Below are 18,847 nucleotides of genomic sequence, written 5' to 3'. Positions count from 1 at the left end.
CTTCAGATTGAGATCGAGATTTTTTTCGGCGATCGCCCCGGCAGCCTACAATCTCGCTTTGAGCGATCTAATTTTCAACAGTCGATCTTAGACAATCCTAAAAAGCCTGTAAAGAGCAGGATCGAAGAGCCAGATCCGGCTGGGAAAAAAGCATTTTTTATTCAGCGCGCGATCGCCTCAAAAATTCGCGAGTTCCCGACAGCATTATTAAATGCCAAACACAAATGCTCGCAAATTGCAAATTAAAAAACCTCCAATCTTGCAAGATGGGAGATTCCTTCAGCGAATACTTTGTCGCCAGATAACTATTTGAAATCGTGTCGATTACCATAAAAAAACGGATCGCGCGTGGGTCAGTCAGCGTCCGCTTGCTTGGCTGCAGACTGAAGCCTGCACGCGCGATCGAAGCTGATTGCAGTCTATTTGACGATCGCGCGCTTTACTGGTTCGATCGCACTTTCACAAACTAACTCTGCAACTTGCTCCACCGGCAAATCTAGCTCGCCGCCTGGAGCTTCCGGGTGTTCGCGAACCACAGCAACCGCATCTGCAGTCTCAGCTACACTTGCATCTGTGATCGGCTCAACTGGCTCTTCAAAAACTTCAAAATTATCGCTCATCGCAGCACAAGCCGCAGAGGCCCGCTGGCCGGCGCGATAGCTCATGTAGGCCGCACCGCCACCCAAAACCCCAAACAAACCCAGAAAACCCAGAGCCGCTATTTTGTCGGATTTCCACGGATTCATTCGATCGGAGCCGCCCGAACCTAGGAGCGTTGTCGCAGAACCAGATTGAGTCGCCCCTGATTTTTTGTAGGAACAGGGAAATGCAGATGCAGCGTCACCTATGGCGATGCTACTGGCGATCGCTGCGACGGAAGCAATGCCAGCTAACACTTGAAACTTCTTCATGGTGCTCTGGAAATTGTAAAGGATATTTAAAAAATAAATGGTAACAGCTCTTTACAAATAGATCAACAGTCGCTATCGGCTCAAATCACAGATCGATCGCAAATATCCGCGATCGCCCGATCGCCACTAAAATTTTAAATTACCAAAAATAAACAATAAAAACCTTGTTATGTAAGCGTTACGCTCAAAATCACAGATAGAAATTTAAGTGTGTTGAGTCAATATTTCAGCGCCCCAAAATCAGAAAATCTGAAGTCCGACAACAGAAAATTCGATCGCTGAGCGACAAACACTTGATGACAAACTACATTTAAGGCTACTTTTAAAAAGACTTAGTTATTGGAAAAACTTTTATTTTTATGACAAACATTGGGAATCAACGCATTGAGCGAGAACCTCATCGATTGTTGGTGACGGGCGGGGCTGGATTTATCGGCTCGAATTTTGTGCATCACTGGTGCAGCAGCTATCCGGGCGATCGAGTAATCGTACTCGACGCTTTAACCTACGCCGGCAACAGAGAAACCCTAGTAACCTTGGAAAAAGGAGAAAATTTTCGGTTTGTGCAGGGGGATATTTGCGATCGAGCCCTAGTCGATAGCTTGCTCAAACAAGAAAACATCAACATAGTCGCCCACTTTGCCGCAGAATCCCACGTTGACAGATCAATTATCGGGCCAGCAGCCTTCGTTCAAACCAACGTCGTCGGAACCTTCACACTCCTAGAAGCCTTCCGCAAGCACTTTGAAGCAACAGACGACTCGTCTCTCAAAGCACAAATGCGCTTCCTCCACGTTTCCACCGACGAAGTTTACGGCAGTCTCGGCCCCGACGACCCAGCATTTACCGAAACCACCGCCTACTCCCCCAACAGCCCCTACTCAGCCTCCAAAGCCGGCAGCGACCACCTCGCCCGCGCCTATTTCCACACCTACGGCCTCCCCACAATCATCACCAACTGTTCCAACAATTACGGCCCCTATCACTTCCCCGAAAAGCTGATTCCATTAATGTGCATCAATATGCTACTCGGCAAACCCCTGCCAGTATACGGCGACGGTCAAAACGTCCGAGATTGGCTGTATGTCCTCGACCACTGCCGCGCCTTAGATGCCGTTATCCACCGCGGCCAACCAGGAGAAACCTACAATGTTGGCGGCAACAACGAAGTAAAAAATCTCGATTTAGTCAAGATGCTCTGCCAGCTAATGGACGAATTAGCCGAAGATTTGCCCGCGCGTCCTTGCGAACAACTGATCTCGTTTGTCAAAGACAGAGCCGGGCACGATCGGCGTTACGCTATTGATGCCAGCAAAATAGAAACAGAACTAGGTTGGACTCCCTCAGTAACAGTTGAAGAAGGCCTGCGGCAGACCGTAGAATGGTACTTAGCCCATCGCGAGTGGTGGGAACCCCTGCTTTCGGAGGAATATCAAACCTACTACCAAAAAATTTACGCTCATCAGTAATTGGTAATTGCTAATTCGGGTAAGGTGCGAATTCCGCACCCTACAAATTCTTCTGATTTAATTAGATGAAAACTAATATCACAAACATTCACTCTTGTCAATTATTGTGAAGATTTAGTTAACATTCATCCCAAACGCATAAATTTCAGTGTTTGTGGCTGATAATTTCTATAGAGTTACCTGCTCGAGCATTTTATAAGCTTTTAGTAAAAAACAAAAAGCAGCAATGATAGAAATCAACTGGATCAAACAAGTCCAAGAACCTAAATATTGGCTGTTAGGCATAGCCTGCGGCTTGATTGCCTTGCAACTGACTCTGGCTGCCAGAACAAACGACACAGACCTCTTCGGCACAATGTTAATGTTTTGGGGAGTCGTGGTATTTCTGATTTGGGAAAAACACGAATCCCTAACTTTTGAAAGCGGAATTTTCGCCAGTTGTTTTGGGGCATCGTTAATTGCTTTCATTTTGCTCAAAACTTCCTCCATATCGGGCTACGACTTGTTTATCAGAGTTGCCCCTTTCTTATCTGGAATCAGTCTGGCTTTGCTAGCCTCCGGCACAAAAGGACTGAAACAATATTGGCAAGAACTGCTAATACTTGCCTATGTTATTATTCCTCCCGGAGCGATCGGAGTATTTGTTGACGTAGCCCTACTAACAGCAAAATTTTCAGCTTTCCTCCTGCACTATCTAGGATTTGAAGTTATACGGAAAGGAGTTTTTCTCATCCTAGAAAAGGGCAGCGTCGAAGTGTATCACGGCTGTTCTGGCGTGAATGCCATGCTACAACTATTGGGACTATCCCTAGTTTTCTTGCTGATGTTTCCGACAACTAGGGGACAGAAAATTGTAGTCCCAATCGTAGCAATACTTATTGCATTTGTCGTGAATGCCGCGCGGATTGCTCTCCTGGCAGTGCTGGTATCGCTATCTCAATCAGAAGCATTTAAATACTGGCACGAAGGTAGTGGATCGGTAGTTTTTTCGATGATTTCTGTATTCTTTTTCGGGCTATTCTGCTGGTTTGCAATCTTGCAATCGGAACCGCCCAATAATAAAAAACAAAATTGCTAATGGCTATTACCTCTTGGAAACCAATTAGAATTTCTCTTTTGGCTGTTACTTTGGCAGGAGTTTTATTAGTGGCCGGAAAGTTGACATTCTATCCCTCAACAGGCAATAGTCTAGTAACCCAGTTTAATTTTCCCGAGTCGGTGCCTTTAGCAGAGTGGAAACTAATCAAGAGCGCGCCGCTGGAAATCACCGATACTTCACAAGTCAAGGCTGCCCGAAAGTATCAATATCAAAAAAATAGCAAGGATCTAGAAATAGAGATGCGCTATTTGGTGAATACCATTGGGGACGTGGAAGGTATGATGAAGGGACATACTATTCTCAAGTCGTCTCCTGGTAAGCTAGCATTAGCAAGCACTCAAGCTGCCGGGTTTCACGGAATTTTGCAACAGCAAAATCGACTGTATTTGAGTTCCTGTATCAATCCTCGCGGCAGTCCTACAGTAACTTCCCAACAGTTTAGATACAATCGAAATACTAGCGATTTGCAGCCGAACCGCATTTTGTTTTGGCTTTTGGGTAGGGGAAATATTCAAGACAAGCGCTGTTTGTGGACTCAGATGTCTATGCCTTTGGATAAAACAACTCCAGAAGATGCCAAAAAAATCCTAGAGAATGCTTGGGTTTCTTGGTATGGGTGGTGGCAGCCACGATTTCCCGAACCTTAAGTAAGTCGATTTTAGATTCTTCGACTTGCTTCGGCTACGCTGGCTCACAAGTCGCTAGCGAACAAGTTTTAGATTTTAGATTTACTCAACCTGATTAATCTGGGAACTCTAACTTTGGTCTAAAATTTGGAGATTCGACGACTTCAATCTGTAGCTGGTATCCGTTTTTAACGGAGAGATAGATTTTTTTGTTAACAACAACAGTGAGGATTTTATGAATGACATACAAGGCGAACAAGGTTTTTCTATTTACAGGCTGCGTTGGATTGGCTACGGTTTATTAATTTTGTCTTTATTAGATACGATCGCAGTTTTGATACCAGCAAACTTCGGCAATCGCGTCTGGGAATTGCAGACGATTGGCGCTGTAGTGGAACGGGTGCCAGTTCCGCTGCTGGCTATGGCGCTGATATTTTTTGGAGAAGATTACGATCGCAGGCGTTTTGAAGACCCTTTGTTAAAGCTTTTGTCTTGGGTTTCTTTGCTGTTGGCGCTGCTTTTTCTGTTGATGTTGCCTTTGGGAATTTTTGGCACTATCTACGTCAACAACCAAAACAGCAAGCAAATTACTACTCAAGCCGATCAACAATTAGCTCAATTGCAGCAAGTGGAAGAACGACTGAACAAGGGCACTCCTGAAGATTTAAGGAATTTGGCGGGGGAACTTACCCGTTTGGGGGTACCAGCGGATACGCAAAACCCGCAGGAATTAAAAAGCCAAATTTTGTCGAGAATTACTCCGGCCAAGGAACGGTTGCAGACGCAAAGCGCAGCGGTGCAGGCCAGTCAGCGCTTGGGGTTATTTAAAAATGCTGTTAAGTGGCTGCTGGGCGCGCTGATTTCTAGTGTTTTGTTTTTTACAATCTGGCGCGGTACTGATTGGGCGAGATAGTAGTTAATAGTTTTGAGTTTTGAGTTAGATGTAAGGTGCGCGTCGGCGCACCTTACGAACTTATAAATGCAACATAATTCACACATTTCAACCTCTATTATTTAAGAGTCTGCACTTCAGGATATGCCAAAATTTTCGCGTCAGCCGTCAGCACCGGACACCCATGTATTTTCGCTGTTGCTACAATAAGTTGGTCAGCAGGATCGCGGTGAAAACCCGTGAGTTTGGTTGACTGAATAATAATAGGAATTGTGAGTTCGAGTTGCTGCACTCCCGGATAAGCTAAAGCTGCTGCTAACCACTCATCAACTGCTAGGGACAGAGTTAGTCTTTCCAGCTCTACCAATTTAGCGACTTCCCAACAAGAAATCATGCTAACTCCTAAACCTTGAGACTGATATTGTTGTATCCAGTCCTGGTGTTTTTGAGTCAGTCGCGCATTTTTGTCAACCCACCACACCCATATATGAGTATCCAGTACAATCATTGCAGCACTTCCCAATCTTCTGAGGGGGCAGCAGGTTCAAAGGGGTCATCATAGCGCTTGACAGTACCGTGTAGATGATACAAAAAAGATTTTTTTATAGTTTCGTTAACCAAATTTAGATAATCCACCAATTCTTGATATTGATTTAGTTCTGTTTCTTGTTCAGAAGTGAGAGCTGATTCTGTTTTTTGAGCGGTTAAGGTTTCTATTCGCTCCTGTATTTTGGTGGAAATGCGAAATACTAGGAGTCCTTTGACTAGCTCAATACGGATAGAACCCTCGCTCGGTAAGCTGTTGGGTAAACGCTGCAGATTGAGAAGCAAATTAGTTTTCATAGTAGCTTGATTTAAATATTATGGAAAGGTGCACAATGCGCCCCTACAAAGTTAAGAACTTAGGTGCTGAGCGATCGTATTTTCTAGTTTTTCGGCAATGCCTTCTACCCAGTTTTCGTCTTGTTTGGTGTAGCTGCGGGGCGCGTTAGCACCTAAGATTAAAACGCCTTGGCTGCCGATCGGCTGACAGATGACTCCTTGGGTATTTTCTGGTAAGTAGTCAAATTCAATTTTGCCGGGATAAATATCGAGCTTTACTAAATAAATTGGTTTGTTTTTGTCGATCGCTCGCTGCAATATTGGGCCCGGTTTGACTTCGGGATTGATGCCTAAAATGCCGCGCCGCAATAAAACTTTTCCTCGATACACAATGACGATCGCCCTTGTGGCGGTATTTGTCAACAGCAAACGCGACGCCCAGGCTAATTCTAGCTTGACGGCATCGGGTAAATCCGGCGCAAACTCGAAGCCTTCAGAGCCGATCAGCTTTACCGAATCGGGCGATCGCGCTTGCACCTGCTGCCACAGCAAGCCTGTTAAAATCAGCAGGGCGCTGATAATTACTCCCAAAGCGTCCGATCGAGCTTGAGAGTCTGTAATCTGCTCTGTTAGCAAGCGGTTTACCATCAGCAGCGTACCTGACAATCCTCCTGCAACTAAGGGCAATTGCCGCAAAACTTTATTTGGATCGGATTTAGTCATTAGTTATTGGTTATTGGTTATTGGTTATTGGTTATTTGTTATTGGTTATTTGTTATTGGTTATTTGTTATTTGTTATTTGTTATTTGTTATTTGTTGACTGTTGACTGTTGACTGTTGACTGTTGACTGATAACTAATAACTACTTCTTTCCTGCCAACTGCCAACTAACAACTGCCAACTGCCAACTAACAATTAACAACTAACAACTGCCAACTGCCAACTAACAACTGCCAACTGCCAACTAACAACTGCCAACTGCCAACTAACAACTGCCAACTGCCAACTGCCAACTGCCAACTGCCAACTGCCAACTGCCAACTAACAACTGCCAACTAGCAACTGCCAACTAACAACTGCCAACTAACACCTGCCAAATGCCAAATGCCAACTGCCAACTGCCAACTGCCCACTGACTACTGACTACTGACCAAATTTACCCAACTTCTCCAGGTTCGACAATTCGCTGGAACAGATAACCTGTGCCGCGGGCGGTTAAAATTAATTCGGGATTGCTGGGGTCGTCTTCCAACTTTGCCCTGAGCCGGGAGATGTGAACGTCCACTACGCGGGTATCTACGTGGCGTTCTGGGGTGTATCCCCAAACTTCCTGCAAAATTTCCGATCGCGAAAAAGGCTCTCCAGAACGGCTCACCAGCAGCTCTAACAAGCTAAATTCCATGCCGGTGAGCCGAATCCGCTCGTCGCCTTTGTAAACTTGGCGCTTGTTGGTGTCAATCCTAATATTCGTGACTTGAATGACTCCAGAACTGGGAATCCCGGAAGCACCGTTTTTGTCAACCCGGCGCAGCACGGAACGGATGCGGGCTTCTAGTTCTTTGGGGGAGAAAGGTTTGACGACGTAATCGTCGGCGCCCAATTCTAAACCGGTGATGCGATCGGCTACGTCTCCCAAAGCGGTTAGCATGATGATGGGTACGTCTGATTCTTTACGCAACTCCTGACAGACGCCGTAACCGTCTAGCTTCGGCATCATCACGTCCAAAACCACTAAGTCTGGTTCGCTGTTGCGAAATGTTTCGAGAGCTTCTTCGCCGTCAGCAGCGGTGACGACATCGTAGCCAATCATCGAAAGGCGAGTCTCCAGAATGCGCCGGATACTGGCTTCGTCATCGACTACCAGAATTTTTTCTTTATGGTTTTCCAATTTACCGAGCACTCCTTAAGTTACATTTCAGATAATGTTAATTTTTTGTACCCTATCATAGAAGCTACAGATTGAATCATTGGTGGCGATCGATCTGAAAGCTTTATAATTGCTTTAACTCAGATTTTTCTAAATGTTAGGGTGACTATTTATCATCATAAACAATGGCTAAGCCTCGAATACAATATATTTGTCGGGAATGCGGGTATGATTCACCACAATATTTTGGCAGGTGTCCTAGCTGTCACAAGTGGGATTCTTTTGACGAGCAGTTGGAACAACCTACTGCTGGTGGCTCGCGGGCTGGTTTAACTGGGGTGACAACTAAGACGGTGGGCGGTTCGCCTCCTGATAAGTCGAAGGGTCAACCGAGAGCATCTTTTAGATTATCGCAGATTGCTGACCAAACTCAGTCTCGCTGGCCTTCTGGTTACGGGGAGCTCGATCGAGTTTTGGGAGGCGGGATTGTTCCGGGTTCCCTGGTGTTGATTGGCGGGGAACCGGGTATCGGGAAATCGACGCTGCTTTTACAGGTGGCGAATATGTTGGCGCGCAAGGATCGGATACTGTATGTCAGTGCGGAGGAGTCTGGCCAACAGGTGAAATTGCGATCGCAGCGTTTGGGTGTAGCTAATCCGGTTGATTTGTCAAGCAACGGCGGACATAAATCCGGCAGCAACGGGGAAGCTAAAGCGGATTCCGAGGACAAGTCAGCGGAGAATTTCTACTTGCTTCCTGAGACGGATTTAGAAGTAGTTTTGCGGGAGTTGGAATCGCTCAAACCGAATGTGGCGGTGATTGACAGCATCCAAACTATTTATTTTGCTAGTTTAACATCGGCTCCGGGTTCGGTGGCTCAGGTGCGGGAATGTACGTCAGCTTTGATGCAGGTGGCGAAGAGGGAAAATATTACTTTATTTATTGTCGGTCACGTTACTAAGGATGGAGGTTTGGCGGGGCCGAGGGTGTTGGAACATTTGGTAGATACTGTACTTTATTTTGAGGGCGATCGCTTTGCTTCTCACCGGCTTTTGCGATCGATGAAAAACCGTTTTGGCGCGACTCACGAAATCGGTGTTTTTGAAATGGTAGCAGAGGGTTTGCGAGAAGTAGACAATCCGTCGGAGTTATTTTTAGGTAATAAAGATGAATTTTCTCCCGGTACTTCTACGACGGTTGCTTGCGAAGGAACTCGACCAATTTTAGTAGAAATTCAAGCGTTAGTTAGTCCTGCGAGTTTTGGTTCGCCGCGCCGCTCTACTACGGGTGTTGATAATAGTAGATTGCAGCAAATTTTAGCTGTTTTGGAAAAAAGAGTGGGGATTCCTTTGTCTAAATTAGATACTATTGTAGCTTCGGTGGGCGGGTTGAAGGTGGAGGAACCGGCGTCGGATTTGGCAGTTGCGATCGCGGTTGTGGCCAGTTTTCGCGATCGGGTAATTGATGCGCGCACAGTTTTGCTGGGAGAAGTGGGTTTGGGTGGACAGGTGCGGCCGGTTTCTCAGTTAGAATTGCGGCTGAGGGAGGCGGCTAAGTTGGGGTTCAAAAGGGCGATCGTTCCGAAGAATCAACCGGTGCCAGATTTGGGGATGGAAATTATTCCGGTGGCGAGAGTAATCGATGCAATTATTGCCGCAATTCCGGCTACTCCGGCTCAGTTGCAGTCAGATGATATGGAGTTGCCGTCTCTTGATTTGGAGGAAGAAGATTTATCGAATTGAGTTAGAATAGTGATGTTGTCAATTGAGATTAAGGAGGCAAAAATTATGTATCAAGTAGACATTATTGAGGCAAAAGAAAAACTGCTTGAATTAATTGAAGCGGCGATGAGAGGTGAAGAAGTTGCCATTAGTAAAGATAACCAGCCTGTTGTAAAATTGGTAGGGATACCGCCAGCTAATAAGAAGCGGTGGCCATCCAAAGCTGGGAGTGCTAAAGGCATGGTTTGGATGTCTGATGATTTTGACGAACCGCTAGAAGAATTTAAGGAGTACAGGTTATGAGCTTAAGGAGGTAATAGCAACGTGAGCGTTAGATTACATCCCCATGCTCGATCGCGATTGATTGAGCGAGGTGCAACTGAGGCAGAAGTAATTGCTACTGTAGAAAGTGGTACAACTTTTCCGGCTCAATTTGGCAGAACCGGATTTAGGCGCAACTTTTCCTTCAATGCTGAGTGGTAGGGAAAAGTTTATGCTATGAAGAAAGTGCAGGATCGCAGCTAAGGAAGGCGAAGACTGGATAATTATCACTGTAATTATCAAATTCTTTTGAGCAGGAGGTTCCCGTGAAACTGACTTACGATCCGAGATACAACGTAGCTTATATATACCTGCAAGAAAAAACCGCACAGGTAGAAACTATCCAGGTTAGCGATCGAATGAATGTGGACATTGCCCCAGACGGTACTATTTATGGAATTGAATTACTCAATGCCAATCAACAATTAGGAGCAGATAGTCAAGGAAAATTGATTGTTGTCAACGAAGCTTTGGGAGAATATTCTGAGATTAAACTCGCACTATAACTGCCTTAATAAAATTATGTTAAATACAGATTCAAACCTACCATGAAAGCATACGAGTTTCCCGCAAAAGTCACAGATGAAGGGAAAATAGAATTTCCCGATACCCTCTTAAAATACTTGGCAGCTAACCAACAAGTCAGAGTTATTGTTCTGGTGCAAGAACCAACTGACACAGAAGAGGAAAACGCTGCTTGGCAGATCCTTGCTGCTGAGCAATTATTGGCTGGCTACAGCGAGGAAGATGCTATCTACGACAATATTTGAAATATGCCAAATTATCAATCAGGAGAAGTTCTCTTACTGGCACTACCTTTTGCCGATGTAACAACATCAAAACTCCGTCCTGTGCTGGTACTTTTGGATACAGAAGATGAAGATATTGTTGTTGCACGAGTGACAAGTCAAACAACTAGGACTGTTTTTGATGTTGAGATTGTAGAATGGGAGCAGGCCGGTTTGTTGCGATCGTCAGTGGTTCGGCTGCATAAGGTGAACACAATAGAAAAGCGTTTGGTCAATCGTCGATTGGGAATTTTAACCGCTAGCGACTGGACTCAAGTTAGAGAAAGAATACAACAAATATGGTATTCTATTTGATCCGGTTTAAAAAAATATTTACTTGCCAATTTTTTGAGGTGCCTTTTCACGAAACATGAACAAATCAAAAAGACGCAAAAATCAGTGGTCAAATGAACTAAACGACATCATTAGAGGTGCATCGGGGGGCTTTTTATTCGGCATTCCGCTGCTTTATACGATGGAGGTTTGGTGGATCGGTTCGCACAGTAAACCAGCAGAAATGTCGATCGCCATTGCAACTACTTTTATCGCCGTTTTCTTGCTGGTTCGTACTGAAGGTTTTCGCAAAACTAAGAACATCCGCTGGCGAGATGCTGCAATGGATACCGTAGAAGCGATCGCAATTGGGATTGTCTGCGCCGCTGCGATCCTGTTTTTGCTCAGGGAAATTAGGCTGGAGACTCCGCTGCAAGAAACTTTGGGGAAAATCATCTTTGAAGGCTTGCCGTTTGCTTTGGGAGTGGCACTAGCAAGGGGTTTCTTGAGCGGCGATCGCTATCAAAGCTCAGACGGCGACAGCGAACCTACAATTAATCCAACTGTAGCAGATATCGGCGCTACTTTAATCGGCGCTACAATTATTGCTTTCAACATCGCCCCAACCGACGAAGTTCCCATGTTAGCGGCAGCTATTTCGCCGCCTTGGCAATTAGCAATTATCGCCGCTTCGCTGCTAATTTCCTACGGTATTGTATTTGTAGCAGGCTTTACTTATCAAGAAAAGCGCCAACAACAACAAGGGATTTTTCAGCGTCCCCTCAGCGAAACTGTAATGGCGTATTTAGTATCGCTGGTTGCTTCTGCATTTATGCTGTTTTTCTTCCAAAAACTCAACTTTGACGATCCGTGGTCGATTTGGTTGAGCTATACGTTAGTATTGGGATTGCCGGCGACAATTGGTGGCGCGGCGGGGAGGTTAACGGTATGAGTGAAAAAGATAACGAACAGCAACAAAAAAGAAATCCTGCTGAATGGGTGACATTTGCGATCGCCTGTTTCATCCTTTCTGGCCTCACCGGACTCGTACTCTACAACTGGGCGACTAAAGAACAGAAACCTCCGGTGATTTCTGTCACTCGCAATGCACCAATTCGCGAAACCCAAGGGCAATTTTACGTGCCGTTTACAGTGACTAACACGGGCGGCGAAACGGCTGAATCAGTGCAAATTATTGCGGAACTACGAGTCAACGGTGAAGTGTTGGAATCCGGCGACCAACAAATTGACTTTTTGTCAAGCGGCGAAACTCAAGCAGGAGCTTTTATTTTCAGCCGCAACCCCAGTCAAGGTGAATTGATCGTGCGATCGAGCAGTTATAAACTACCTTAGTAGTGCTAAAGAAGTAATCATACATAGTAGTGATGTACAAAATAGCACATGGCACTGATGTGATTTTCTAGCGGTTAGGAAAAAGACCAGCTTTTTCCGGTAGTGCCCTAGAACTAATGATGCTATATTAGCAGTAGTTTTTGCTAATTTATCCCTGACAATCCCTCTTGTCCTAACTATTCTTCTTGCCAGACTGTCAAAAACGGCCGCATTCACAACGGTAAACAATGGTTGAAGTTGCTTAAGTGCGATCGGCAATTCGTTGAACATCCGCATTCATAAAGTGATTTACCAGCAGACACGATAACTAATTGATCGATTGTTGTTAGAACGTATTTCACTTGCCGGGATTGCTCGTGCGATCCAGATTTCTCAGCAATGGCTCCAAACCTAGGTTAATGAGAAACATTCTGGGTACCCCGAAGCGTGATTGATTGAATCCGTAGGAGAAGCGAGTTATTTACCTGTCTCCTTATTCTCCCGATTTAAATCCGATTGAAAACAGAAGAGTCTCAGCTAAAAGGATATCTACGTTCGGTTGCTGCACGTAAGTAATTACACCTGAGAGTCAGCACTTGTGCACGGATTCGACTCGATCGCTCTCAAATCTATCACAAATTCGTTCACTCGTTGTAGTTACTGTACCTAATACGGTTGAAAACTGCTATACGAAGGTGGGCGGGGCGGGTTTTAAGAGGGCAAAATCTCTCCTAGCAATGATTCCGGGCTAAACCCGCCCTACAGATCATTTATTTTGCGCCTATCTACTTAGCTGCGGGATGTGTTATCATCAAAAATATAAAACTTAAATAAAAAGGGTCATATGTTTTACAAAAGTTCAGACTTTTTCCAGCTAGTTAACGAAAAAATACTTTTTTCAGGTTTCAATATTAAAGAAAGAGATATTTACCGAAACCACCCCAACTCTTTACTTTCGCACAGCATCAAATACTGTTAAGAGAGATACAATATTTATGAATATCAAGGCAAATTACAAACTCATAGAAAAACTTAATGAAGGTTTGACTACAGTAGTTTATCGCGCAGAGAGGAAGGAAGATCGGACTGCTGTGATTATCAAAATCCTTAGCTCTGACTATCCTACTCTCGAAGAGATTATGCAATTGAGACATGAATATGAAATCTCCCGACATCTCAATTTAGAAGGTATTGTCAAGCCCTACGGTTTAGAAAATCATCGTAATGGTCTGGCATTAATATTAGAAGATTCAAAAGGAGAAGCACTAAAAAAGTTTTTGAGACTTCGCCAACTTCAACTAACAGAGTTCTTAGCAATAGCTATTCAGCTAGCAGACACTCTGGGTAAGTTGCACGACAACCAAATTATTCATAAAGATATTAAGCCGACAAACATCATCATTAATCCTACAACCCTCAAAGTAAAAATTACTGACTTTAGCATTGCCACGCGATTGTCTAGAGAAACCCAAGCACTCAGCCATCCCACTTTACTAGAAGGAACCCTCGCCTATATATCGCCAGAGCAAACAGGGCGAATGAATCGCTCCATTGACTACCGCACCGACTTCTATTCTTTGGGCGTCACATTTTATGAAATACTGTGCGGCGAACTGCCATTTAAAACTCCCGATCCGATGGAATTAGTTCACTGCCACATCGCTAAACAGCCAGTACCGCCCTACGACATTGTACGTGCAAAGGCGCAGAATAGCACAGCAGAACATACCATCGGCAATCCCAAATCAAAAATTCAAAATAGCGAGATTTCCAAAGCAATTTCTGACATTGTGATGAAATTATTGGCCAAGACTGCTGAAGACAGATATCAAAGTGCTTATGGCATTAAAGCGGATCTAGAACAATGTCTAAGTCAGTTGCAACAAACTGGCCAAATTTCAAACTTCATCCCCGGTGAGCGCGATAAATCCGGTCAATTTCTCATCCCGCAAAAACTGTACGGACGAGAAACGCAACTAGCCACCCTGATGGATGCCTTTGACCGTGTTAGCGCTGGAACAGCCGAAATGATGCTAGTTTCCGGTTACTCAGGAATAGGTAAATCTTGTTTAGTTTATGAAGTACACAAACCCATAGTCGGAGCTAGGGGTTATTTTATTGCTGGCAAATTCGACCAATTTAAGCGTAATATTCCCTATGCAGCCTTGATTCAAGCGTTCCAGGAATTGATCCGACAACTGTTAACAGAAAGCCCTGAAAAAATTAGTTTTTGGAAACAGAATATCTTAAATGCTTTAGGGCCAAATATTCGGGTAATTATTGACGTTATTCCCGAATTAGAATTGATAGTTGGCGCGACACCAGAAGTTTCTCAGCTAGGTGCAAACGAATCGCAAAATCGCTTTAATCTTGCGTTTAAACAATTCATTCATATTTTCTCACAGAAAGTACATCCGCTAGTCTTATTTTTAGATGATTTGCAATGGGCCGATTCAGCCTCTTTGAAATTGATTCAGTTGATGCTAACCGACTCAGATAGCCAATATTTGTTGCTGATAGGAGCGTATCGAGATAACGAAGTCAGCCCAACCCATCCGTTAATGCAGACCTTAGATCAGATTCGTTCATCTGGGTCAATAGTAAATAATATCATCCTCCAACCGTTGGCACTCAGTACAGTAAATCAATTAGTTACTGACACCTTGGGTGACAACTGCTCATCAGCAGTCTCCACTCTTGCTTCTTTTTCCGATCGAGACGGAGAAATTGAGCGAGAAAGTTTGCTTGCTAAAAACAATAACACTGAAAGAGAAAAGTGGAAGTTATTAGCTGAGCTAGTTTTCAATAAAACTCAAGGCAATCCCTTTTTTCTAACTCAGTTGCTCACCTCCCTTTACGCAGAAAAGCTGTTGACATTTGACTTCAGCATCGGCAGTTGGCAGTGGGACATGGGGAAAATTCAAACTATTGGAATCGCCGATTATAATGTCGTCGAACTCATAGCCAGAAATATTCAAAAACTGCCTCCAGACACCCAAAAAGTTTTAAAGTTAGCAGCTTGTATTGGGAACCGATTTAATTTAGACGTTTTGGCAATAGTAAGTGAACAATCTATATCAGAAACTGCATCTGCTTTATGGGATGGACTTCAGAGCGGTCTAATTTTGCCGATCGGGGAAAGTGCCTACAAAATCCCGTTACTATGCAAGGGTAATGACTCCTTAGCAATGGGTAAGAGTCAAGAAACCCAATTAGAAGTTAACACTTACAAAGTATCCTACAAGTTTTTGCACGATCGCGTGCAGCAAGCGGCTTATTCTCTGATTCCTACTGACAATCAAAAAGCTACGCACCTGAAAATTGGTCAACTACTGTTGCACAATACAAATCAAGACGATTTAGAAGAAAATGTCTTTGATATTGTTAACCAGCTCAATGTAGGAGTAGAATTCATTAATGAGCAAGAAGAAAAATACAAGCTGGCTCAATTAAATTTAATAGCTGGTCGAAAAGCCAAAGCAGCGACAGCTTATGAAGCTGCTGTCACGCTACTAAAAGTAGGGTTAGAACTATTAGCAGAAAACAGTTGGCAGAGTAACTACGATCTGACGATCGGACTTTATGTAGAAGCGGTGGAGGCGGAATATCTTACTACCAATTACGAAAGGTCTGCAACTCTTGCTGAAGTTGTTCTGCAACAAGCTAAGACTCTGCTCGAAAGAGTGAAAGTATACGAATTGCAAATCCAGTTTTATATGGCTCAAAATCAGATGTTAAAAGCCATTGATACTGGTATGGAAGTGCTGGATATGCTGGGTGTCTCCTTGTCAAATGACGAAGGTAATGGGGGTTTTGTGGTTGAATTGCCAAACCTCACGGATTTAGACAATATCCCAGAGATGACAGACCCTTACAAGATAGCGGCTTTAAGAATACTGATGTCCCTTGTTTCTCCTGCTTACGCTGCTAAACCCGAAATTTTGTCCCTGCTTGCAGTAACTCTAGTTAAAATCTGCGTGGAACACGGTCATTCCCCTCTTGCCGCTTTTTCGTATGTTTTTTATAGCATAATATTGTGTTCAGCAATCGGGGAAATAGATGCTGGATATCATGCAGGTAAGCTAGCGTTAAAGCTGTTGGATAAATTTAATGCCAATTCCCTTAAATGTAAAGTCTACGAATTATTTAACGGTTTTGTCGTACATTGGAAAGAGCCTGCTAAAGAAGCCTTACCATTCTTAATATCGGGGTTGCAAAGTGGACTGGAAACCGGAGATATAGAATATGCTGGTTATTGTACTACTGTCTATTGTGCCAGCATATTTTTGACTGGGGAACAATTAGAAATTGTAAAAGAGGAACAAGAGCAATATCTTGATTTAGCACTCAAACTAAAACAAGACTATTCTATTTATTACATCCAGATATTTCACCAATTGACGCTAAATCTTCAAAATGAGGCTGAGGGCAAATGTCAGTTGGTGGGCAAAAGTTTTAATGAAACACAAATGCTGCCTGTTTTTATTAAAACTAACAATAGAATTTTAGTGTTTATTGCTTATCTCGCCAAGACGATTCTCTTTTATATGTTTAAAGATCCTAAAAATGCCGTTACCAGCGCTAGTTTAGCAGCAGAACACGCAGTCAGCGTAATCGGTATGGTAGTTTCTGCTCCTCACAACTTCTACTATTCGCTGGCTCTCCTCGCTGTTTATCCTCAAGCTTCACACGCCGAACAACAACAATACATCAACTTAGTAGAATCTAATCAACAACAAATGCAGAAATGGGCATTTCATGCCCCCTTTAACTTTCAGCATAAGTATGAGCTTGTGGAAGCAGAAAAAGCTCGTGTCTTAGGGCAAATTGTAGAAGCAATGGAGTATTATGACCGAGCTATAACGCGAGCCAAAGAACAAGGCTATATTCAGGAAGAAGCACTAGCATCAGAACTAGCAGCCGAGTTTTATTTCTCCCTCGGCAGAGATAAGTTTGCTCGAATTTATCTGACACAGGCTTACTACGGATATATTCGTTGGGGAGCTAAAGCTAAAGTTAAAGATTTAGAGTCTAGATATCCTTTGGTATTTTCCGAGATGCTGATGCGAGAATCCATAGGCATAGAGATTAATAGGACAACAACATCGACCACGGGAGGAAGTTCGGCGGTTTTGGATTTGTCCACTGTGAACAAAGCATCTCTGGCCTTGGCTGAAGAAATAGTTTTCGATAAGTTGCTCGATAAGTTACTGAAAATTGTGATGGAAAATGCTGGAGCTACAACGGGCTGCTTGATCTTAGAAAAAGATGGAAAGTTATTGATAGAAGCTACAGGTGTTGTGGATAGAGATACGGTTGTGTTGTGTTCAGAATCACCAGTTGAAAACAGCGATAATCTGCCAATTACCATAATTAATTATGTGGGCATAGCTAAAGAAAATGTGGTTTTAAATGATGCAGCATTGTCACGAAGATTCATAAACGATCCTTACATCATAAAAACCCAACCGAAGTCAATATTATCTATGCCTATTCTTAATCAAGGCAAGCTCATTGGCATTCTATATTTAGAAAATAATATAACAACTGCTGCCTTTACAAAGCAGAGGGTAGAAGTATTAAAAATACTTTCTTCACAGATAGCTATATCCCTTAAAAATGCGATGCTTTATGGGAAATTGGAAACTGCAACTCAAAACTTGAAAACAGCCAACGAGCAATTAGACGATTACAACCAAACCCTAGAACAGAAAGTGGAAGCCAGGACGCTGGAGTTACAAGAAAAAAATACGCTTTTGAGAGAACAAGCAATTCAGCTTGAACTTGCTCTACATGAATTGCAAGTGACACAGACTCAGTTAATTCAAACTGAAAAAATGTCAAGTCTGGGGCAAATGGTTGGTGGGGTTGCTCACGAAATCAATAATCCGATTAACTTTATCTATGGCAATCTTACCCATGCTAGTGACTATTTCCATGACTTGCTGGGATTGCTGAATCTTTACCAGAAGGAATTGCCTAATGCAACTCCTGAGATTGAGAACCTTGCAGAAAGTATCGATCTGGAATTCTTAATTTCCGATTTTCCTAGATTGCTTGATTCGATGCAGGTAGGGGCAGAACGCATCCGCCAGATTGTCTTGTCGCTGCGGAATTTCTCGCGCTTGGATGAGGCTGTAATGAAACCAGTAGATATCCATGAAGGGATCGATAGCACTCTGCTACTATTGCAAAATCAGCTAAAAGCGAAACCAGAAAATCTAGGTATTGAAATTGTTAAAGAATATGGAAATTTATCTAGAGTAGAGTGTTACGCCGGCTTCCTGAACCAAGTATTTATGAATATACTCAGCAATGCGATTGATGCTATAGAGGAATCATTGGTAAAGTCTCCTATAGCATCAATCTCCAAGAAAAAATCACAAATTCGCATTCGCACCAGTGTCATAAATAGTAACGAAGTAGAGATTCGGATTGCCGACAATGGAGCGGGGATGACAGAGGAAGTAAGCCAGAAGATTTTTGACCCTTTCTTTACTACAAAACGTGTCGGCTCTGGCACTGGTTTGGGATTGGCTATTAGCTACCAGATTGTAGTAGAAAAACATCATGGTAGGCTGACTTGTATTTCCGCTCCTGGACAGGGAGCAGAGTTCGTGATTCAGATTCCTCTCAAGCAGGGAACTGAGCGCTCTTTGGGGGCTAAAGCCCAACTACTTACCTGACTTAAGGGTTGATTCAAAGGTACGTAGTTGCGCTTCAGC

At 43.6% G+C, this 18,847-nt stretch carries 19 protein-coding genes; 13 read left to right on the top strand and 6 right to left on the bottom strand.

The genetic code is table 11. The annotated features are described in order from the left end of the window. Positions 1-419 precede the first annotated feature (419 nt). Entirely contained in the window at positions 420-911 is a 492-nt protein-coding gene (locus QUB13_RS15335; protein WP_333382174.1) for a hypothetical protein, read from the bottom strand. Positions 912-1,270: 359 nt separating this feature from the next. Between QUB13_RS15335 and rfbB the strand changes: the two genes are divergently transcribed. The 4 genes from rfbB (at position 1,271) to hpsJ-A (ending at position 5,018) form a co-directional block, all read left to right on the top strand. Then, positions 1,271-2,380 (top strand): dTDP-glucose 4,6-dehydratase, encoded by a 1,110-nt coding sequence (gene rfbB / locus QUB13_RS15330; RefSeq protein ID WP_333113839.1) that lies wholly within the window; start codon positions 1,271-1,273, stop codon positions 2,378-2,380. A 226-nt stretch (positions 2,381-2,606) separates the two neighbouring features. Then, the gene (gene crtA / locus QUB13_RS15325; protein ID WP_333382172.1) at positions 2,607-3,458 is read left to right on the top strand and encodes a cyanoexosortase A; all 852 of its coding nucleotides are present in this window, start codon (positions 2,607-2,609) and stop codon (positions 3,456-3,458) included. Next, positions 3,458-4,126: a cyanoexosortase A system-associated protein gene (locus QUB13_RS15320; RefSeq protein ID WP_333090091.1), complete on the top strand. Its 669-nt coding sequence runs from the start codon at positions 3,458-3,460 to the stop codon at positions 4,124-4,126. The genes crtA and QUB13_RS15320 overlap by 1 nt, the downstream gene beginning before the upstream one ends. Before the next feature lie 214 nt (positions 4,127-4,340). Further along, positions 4,341-5,018, top strand: a complete 678-nt coding sequence (gene hpsJ-A, locus QUB13_RS15315) for an HpsJ-like protein, cyanoexosortase A-associated (RefSeq protein ID WP_333090090.1) — start codon at positions 4,341-4,343, stop codon at positions 5,016-5,018. 97 nt (positions 5,019-5,115) lie between these two features. Here hpsJ-A and QUB13_RS15310 read toward each other — a convergent pair whose 3' ends face one another. The 5 genes from QUB13_RS15310 to rpaB all read right to left on the bottom strand — a co-directional run bounded on the left by QUB13_RS15310 (position 5,116) and on the right by rpaB (position 7,708). Continuing rightward, complete coding sequence (locus QUB13_RS15310; protein WP_333382169.1) at positions 5,116-5,505, bottom strand: type II toxin-antitoxin system VapC family toxin; 390 nt, start codon at positions 5,503-5,505, stop codon at positions 5,116-5,118. After that, complete coding sequence (locus QUB13_RS15305) at positions 5,502-5,840, bottom strand: hypothetical protein (RefSeq protein ID WP_333382168.1); 339 nt, start codon at positions 5,838-5,840, stop codon at positions 5,502-5,504. Before QUB13_RS15305 ends, QUB13_RS15310 begins: the two co-directional genes overlap by 4 nt. Before the next feature lie 51 nt (positions 5,841-5,891). Then, a complete protein-coding gene (locus tag QUB13_RS15300) occupies positions 5,892-6,542 on the bottom strand; it encodes a cofactor assembly of complex C subunit B (RefSeq protein WP_333382166.1) in 651 nt (216 codons plus the stop codon). Positions 6,543-6,728: 186 nt separating this feature from the next. Beyond that, positions 6,729-6,875, bottom strand: coding sequence for a hypothetical protein (locus QUB13_RS15295; RefSeq protein ID WP_333382164.1), 147 nt, complete (start codon positions 6,873-6,875; stop codon positions 6,729-6,731). A 101-nt stretch (positions 6,876-6,976) separates the two neighbouring features. Continuing rightward, positions 6,977-7,708 carry a response regulator transcription factor RpaB gene (rpaB, locus tag QUB13_RS15290; protein ID WP_193972076.1) on the bottom strand — a complete coding sequence of 244 codons (732 nt, stop codon included), beginning with the start codon at positions 7,706-7,708 and terminating at the stop codon, positions 6,977-6,979. A gap of 164 nt (positions 7,709-7,872) precedes the next feature. On the opposite strand from rpaB, the gene radA reads away from it, so the two are divergent. From radA to QUB13_RS15245, 9 genes are all read left to right on the top strand, one after another. After that, the gene (radA, locus tag QUB13_RS15285) at positions 7,873-9,429 is read left to right on the top strand and encodes a DNA repair protein RadA (protein WP_333382161.1); all 1,557 of its coding nucleotides are present in this window, start codon (positions 7,873-7,875) and stop codon (positions 9,427-9,429) included. A gap of 12 nt (positions 9,430-9,441) precedes the next feature. Next, positions 9,442-9,711, top strand: coding sequence for a type II toxin-antitoxin system Phd/YefM family antitoxin (locus QUB13_RS15280; protein WP_333382159.1), 270 nt, complete (start codon positions 9,442-9,444; stop codon positions 9,709-9,711). Between the two features lie 21 nt (positions 9,712-9,732). Beyond that, complete coding sequence (locus QUB13_RS15275) at positions 9,733-9,891, top strand: hypothetical protein (protein WP_333382158.1); 159 nt, start codon at positions 9,733-9,735, stop codon at positions 9,889-9,891. A 104-nt stretch (positions 9,892-9,995) separates the two neighbouring features. After that, positions 9,996-10,235, top strand: a complete 240-nt coding sequence (locus QUB13_RS15270) for a DUF2283 domain-containing protein (RefSeq protein WP_333382157.1) — start codon at positions 9,996-9,998, stop codon at positions 10,233-10,235. Between the two features lie 42 nt (positions 10,236-10,277). Continuing rightward, positions 10,278-10,499, top strand: coding sequence for a hypothetical protein (locus QUB13_RS15265; protein WP_015175658.1), 222 nt, complete (start codon positions 10,278-10,280; stop codon positions 10,497-10,499). A 3-nt stretch (positions 10,500-10,502) separates the two neighbouring features. Next, positions 10,503-10,832, top strand: coding sequence for a type II toxin-antitoxin system PemK/MazF family toxin (locus QUB13_RS15260; RefSeq protein WP_333382156.1), 330 nt, complete (start codon positions 10,503-10,505; stop codon positions 10,830-10,832). A 55-nt stretch (positions 10,833-10,887) separates the two neighbouring features. Next, positions 10,888-11,742 (top strand): TIGR02587 family membrane protein, encoded by an 855-nt coding sequence (locus QUB13_RS15255; RefSeq protein ID WP_333382154.1) that lies wholly within the window; start codon positions 10,888-10,890, stop codon positions 11,740-11,742. Beyond that, positions 11,739-12,143 carry a TIGR02588 family protein gene (locus QUB13_RS15250; protein ID WP_333087927.1) on the top strand — a complete coding sequence of 135 codons (405 nt, stop codon included), beginning with the start codon at positions 11,739-11,741 and terminating at the stop codon, positions 12,141-12,143. Before QUB13_RS15255 ends, QUB13_RS15250 begins: the two co-directional genes overlap by 4 nt. A 974-nt stretch (positions 12,144-13,117) precedes the next feature. Further along, complete coding sequence (locus tag QUB13_RS15245; protein WP_333382152.1) at positions 13,118-18,808, top strand: trifunctional serine/threonine-protein kinase/ATP-binding protein/sensor histidine kinase; 5,691 nt, start codon at positions 13,118-13,120, stop codon at positions 18,806-18,808. Positions 18,809-18,847 lie beyond the last annotated feature (39 nt).

Source organism: Microcoleus sp. B4-D4 (genome assembly GCF_036705185.1).
In the GTDB taxonomy this organism is placed as follows: Bacteria; Cyanobacteriota; Cyanobacteriia; order Cyanobacteriales; family Microcoleaceae; genus Microcoleus.
The sequence above is the reverse complement of the archived record's forward strand: the minus strand, read 5'-3'. Positions and strand labels throughout refer to the sequence as shown.

What these genes read in the sequence shown, in the direction of transcription:
- QUB13_RS15335 (WP_333382174.1), bottom strand. Translation starts at nt 911, where the DNA reads ATGAAGAAGTTTCAAGTGTTAGCTGGCATTGCTTCCGTCGCAGCGATC.
- rfbB (WP_333113839.1), top strand. Translation starts at nt 1,271, where the DNA reads ATGACAAACATTGGGAATCAACGCATTGAGCGAGAACCTCATCGATTG.
- crtA (WP_333382172.1), top strand. Translation starts at nt 2,607, where the DNA reads ATGATAGAAATCAACTGGATCAAACAAGTCCAAGAACCTAAATATTGG.
- QUB13_RS15320 (WP_333090091.1), top strand. Translation starts at nt 3,458, where the DNA reads ATGGCTATTACCTCTTGGAAACCAATTAGAATTTCTCTTTTGGCTGTT.
- hpsJ-A (WP_333090090.1), top strand. Translation starts at nt 4,341, where the DNA reads ATGAATGACATACAAGGCGAACAAGGTTTTTCTATTTACAGGCTGCGT.
- QUB13_RS15310 (WP_333382169.1), bottom strand. Translation starts at nt 5,505, where the DNA reads ATGATTGTACTGGATACTCATATATGGGTGTGGTGGGTTGACAAAAAT.
- QUB13_RS15305 (WP_333382168.1), bottom strand. Translation starts at nt 5,840, where the DNA reads ATGAAAACTAATTTGCTTCTCAATCTGCAGCGTTTACCCAACAGCTTA.
- QUB13_RS15300 (WP_333382166.1), bottom strand. Translation starts at nt 6,542, where the DNA reads ATGACTAAATCCGATCCAAATAAAGTTTTGCGGCAATTGCCCTTAGTT.
- radA (WP_333382161.1), top strand. Translation starts at nt 7,873, where the DNA reads ATGGCTAAGCCTCGAATACAATATATTTGTCGGGAATGCGGGTATGAT.
- QUB13_RS15280 (WP_333382159.1), top strand. Translation starts at nt 9,442, where the DNA reads ATGTTGTCAATTGAGATTAAGGAGGCAAAAATTATGTATCAAGTAGAC.
- QUB13_RS15265 (WP_015175658.1), top strand. Translation starts at nt 10,278, where the DNA reads ATGAAAGCATACGAGTTTCCCGCAAAAGTCACAGATGAAGGGAAAATA.
- QUB13_RS15260 (WP_333382156.1), top strand. Translation starts at nt 10,503, where the DNA reads ATGCCAAATTATCAATCAGGAGAAGTTCTCTTACTGGCACTACCTTTT.
- QUB13_RS15255 (WP_333382154.1), top strand. Translation starts at nt 10,888, where the DNA reads ATGAACAAATCAAAAAGACGCAAAAATCAGTGGTCAAATGAACTAAAC.
- QUB13_RS15250 (WP_333087927.1), top strand. Translation starts at nt 11,739, where the DNA reads ATGAGTGAAAAAGATAACGAACAGCAACAAAAAAGAAATCCTGCTGAA.
- QUB13_RS15245 (WP_333382152.1), top strand. Translation starts at nt 13,118, where the DNA reads ATGAATATCAAGGCAAATTACAAACTCATAGAAAAACTTAATGAAGGT.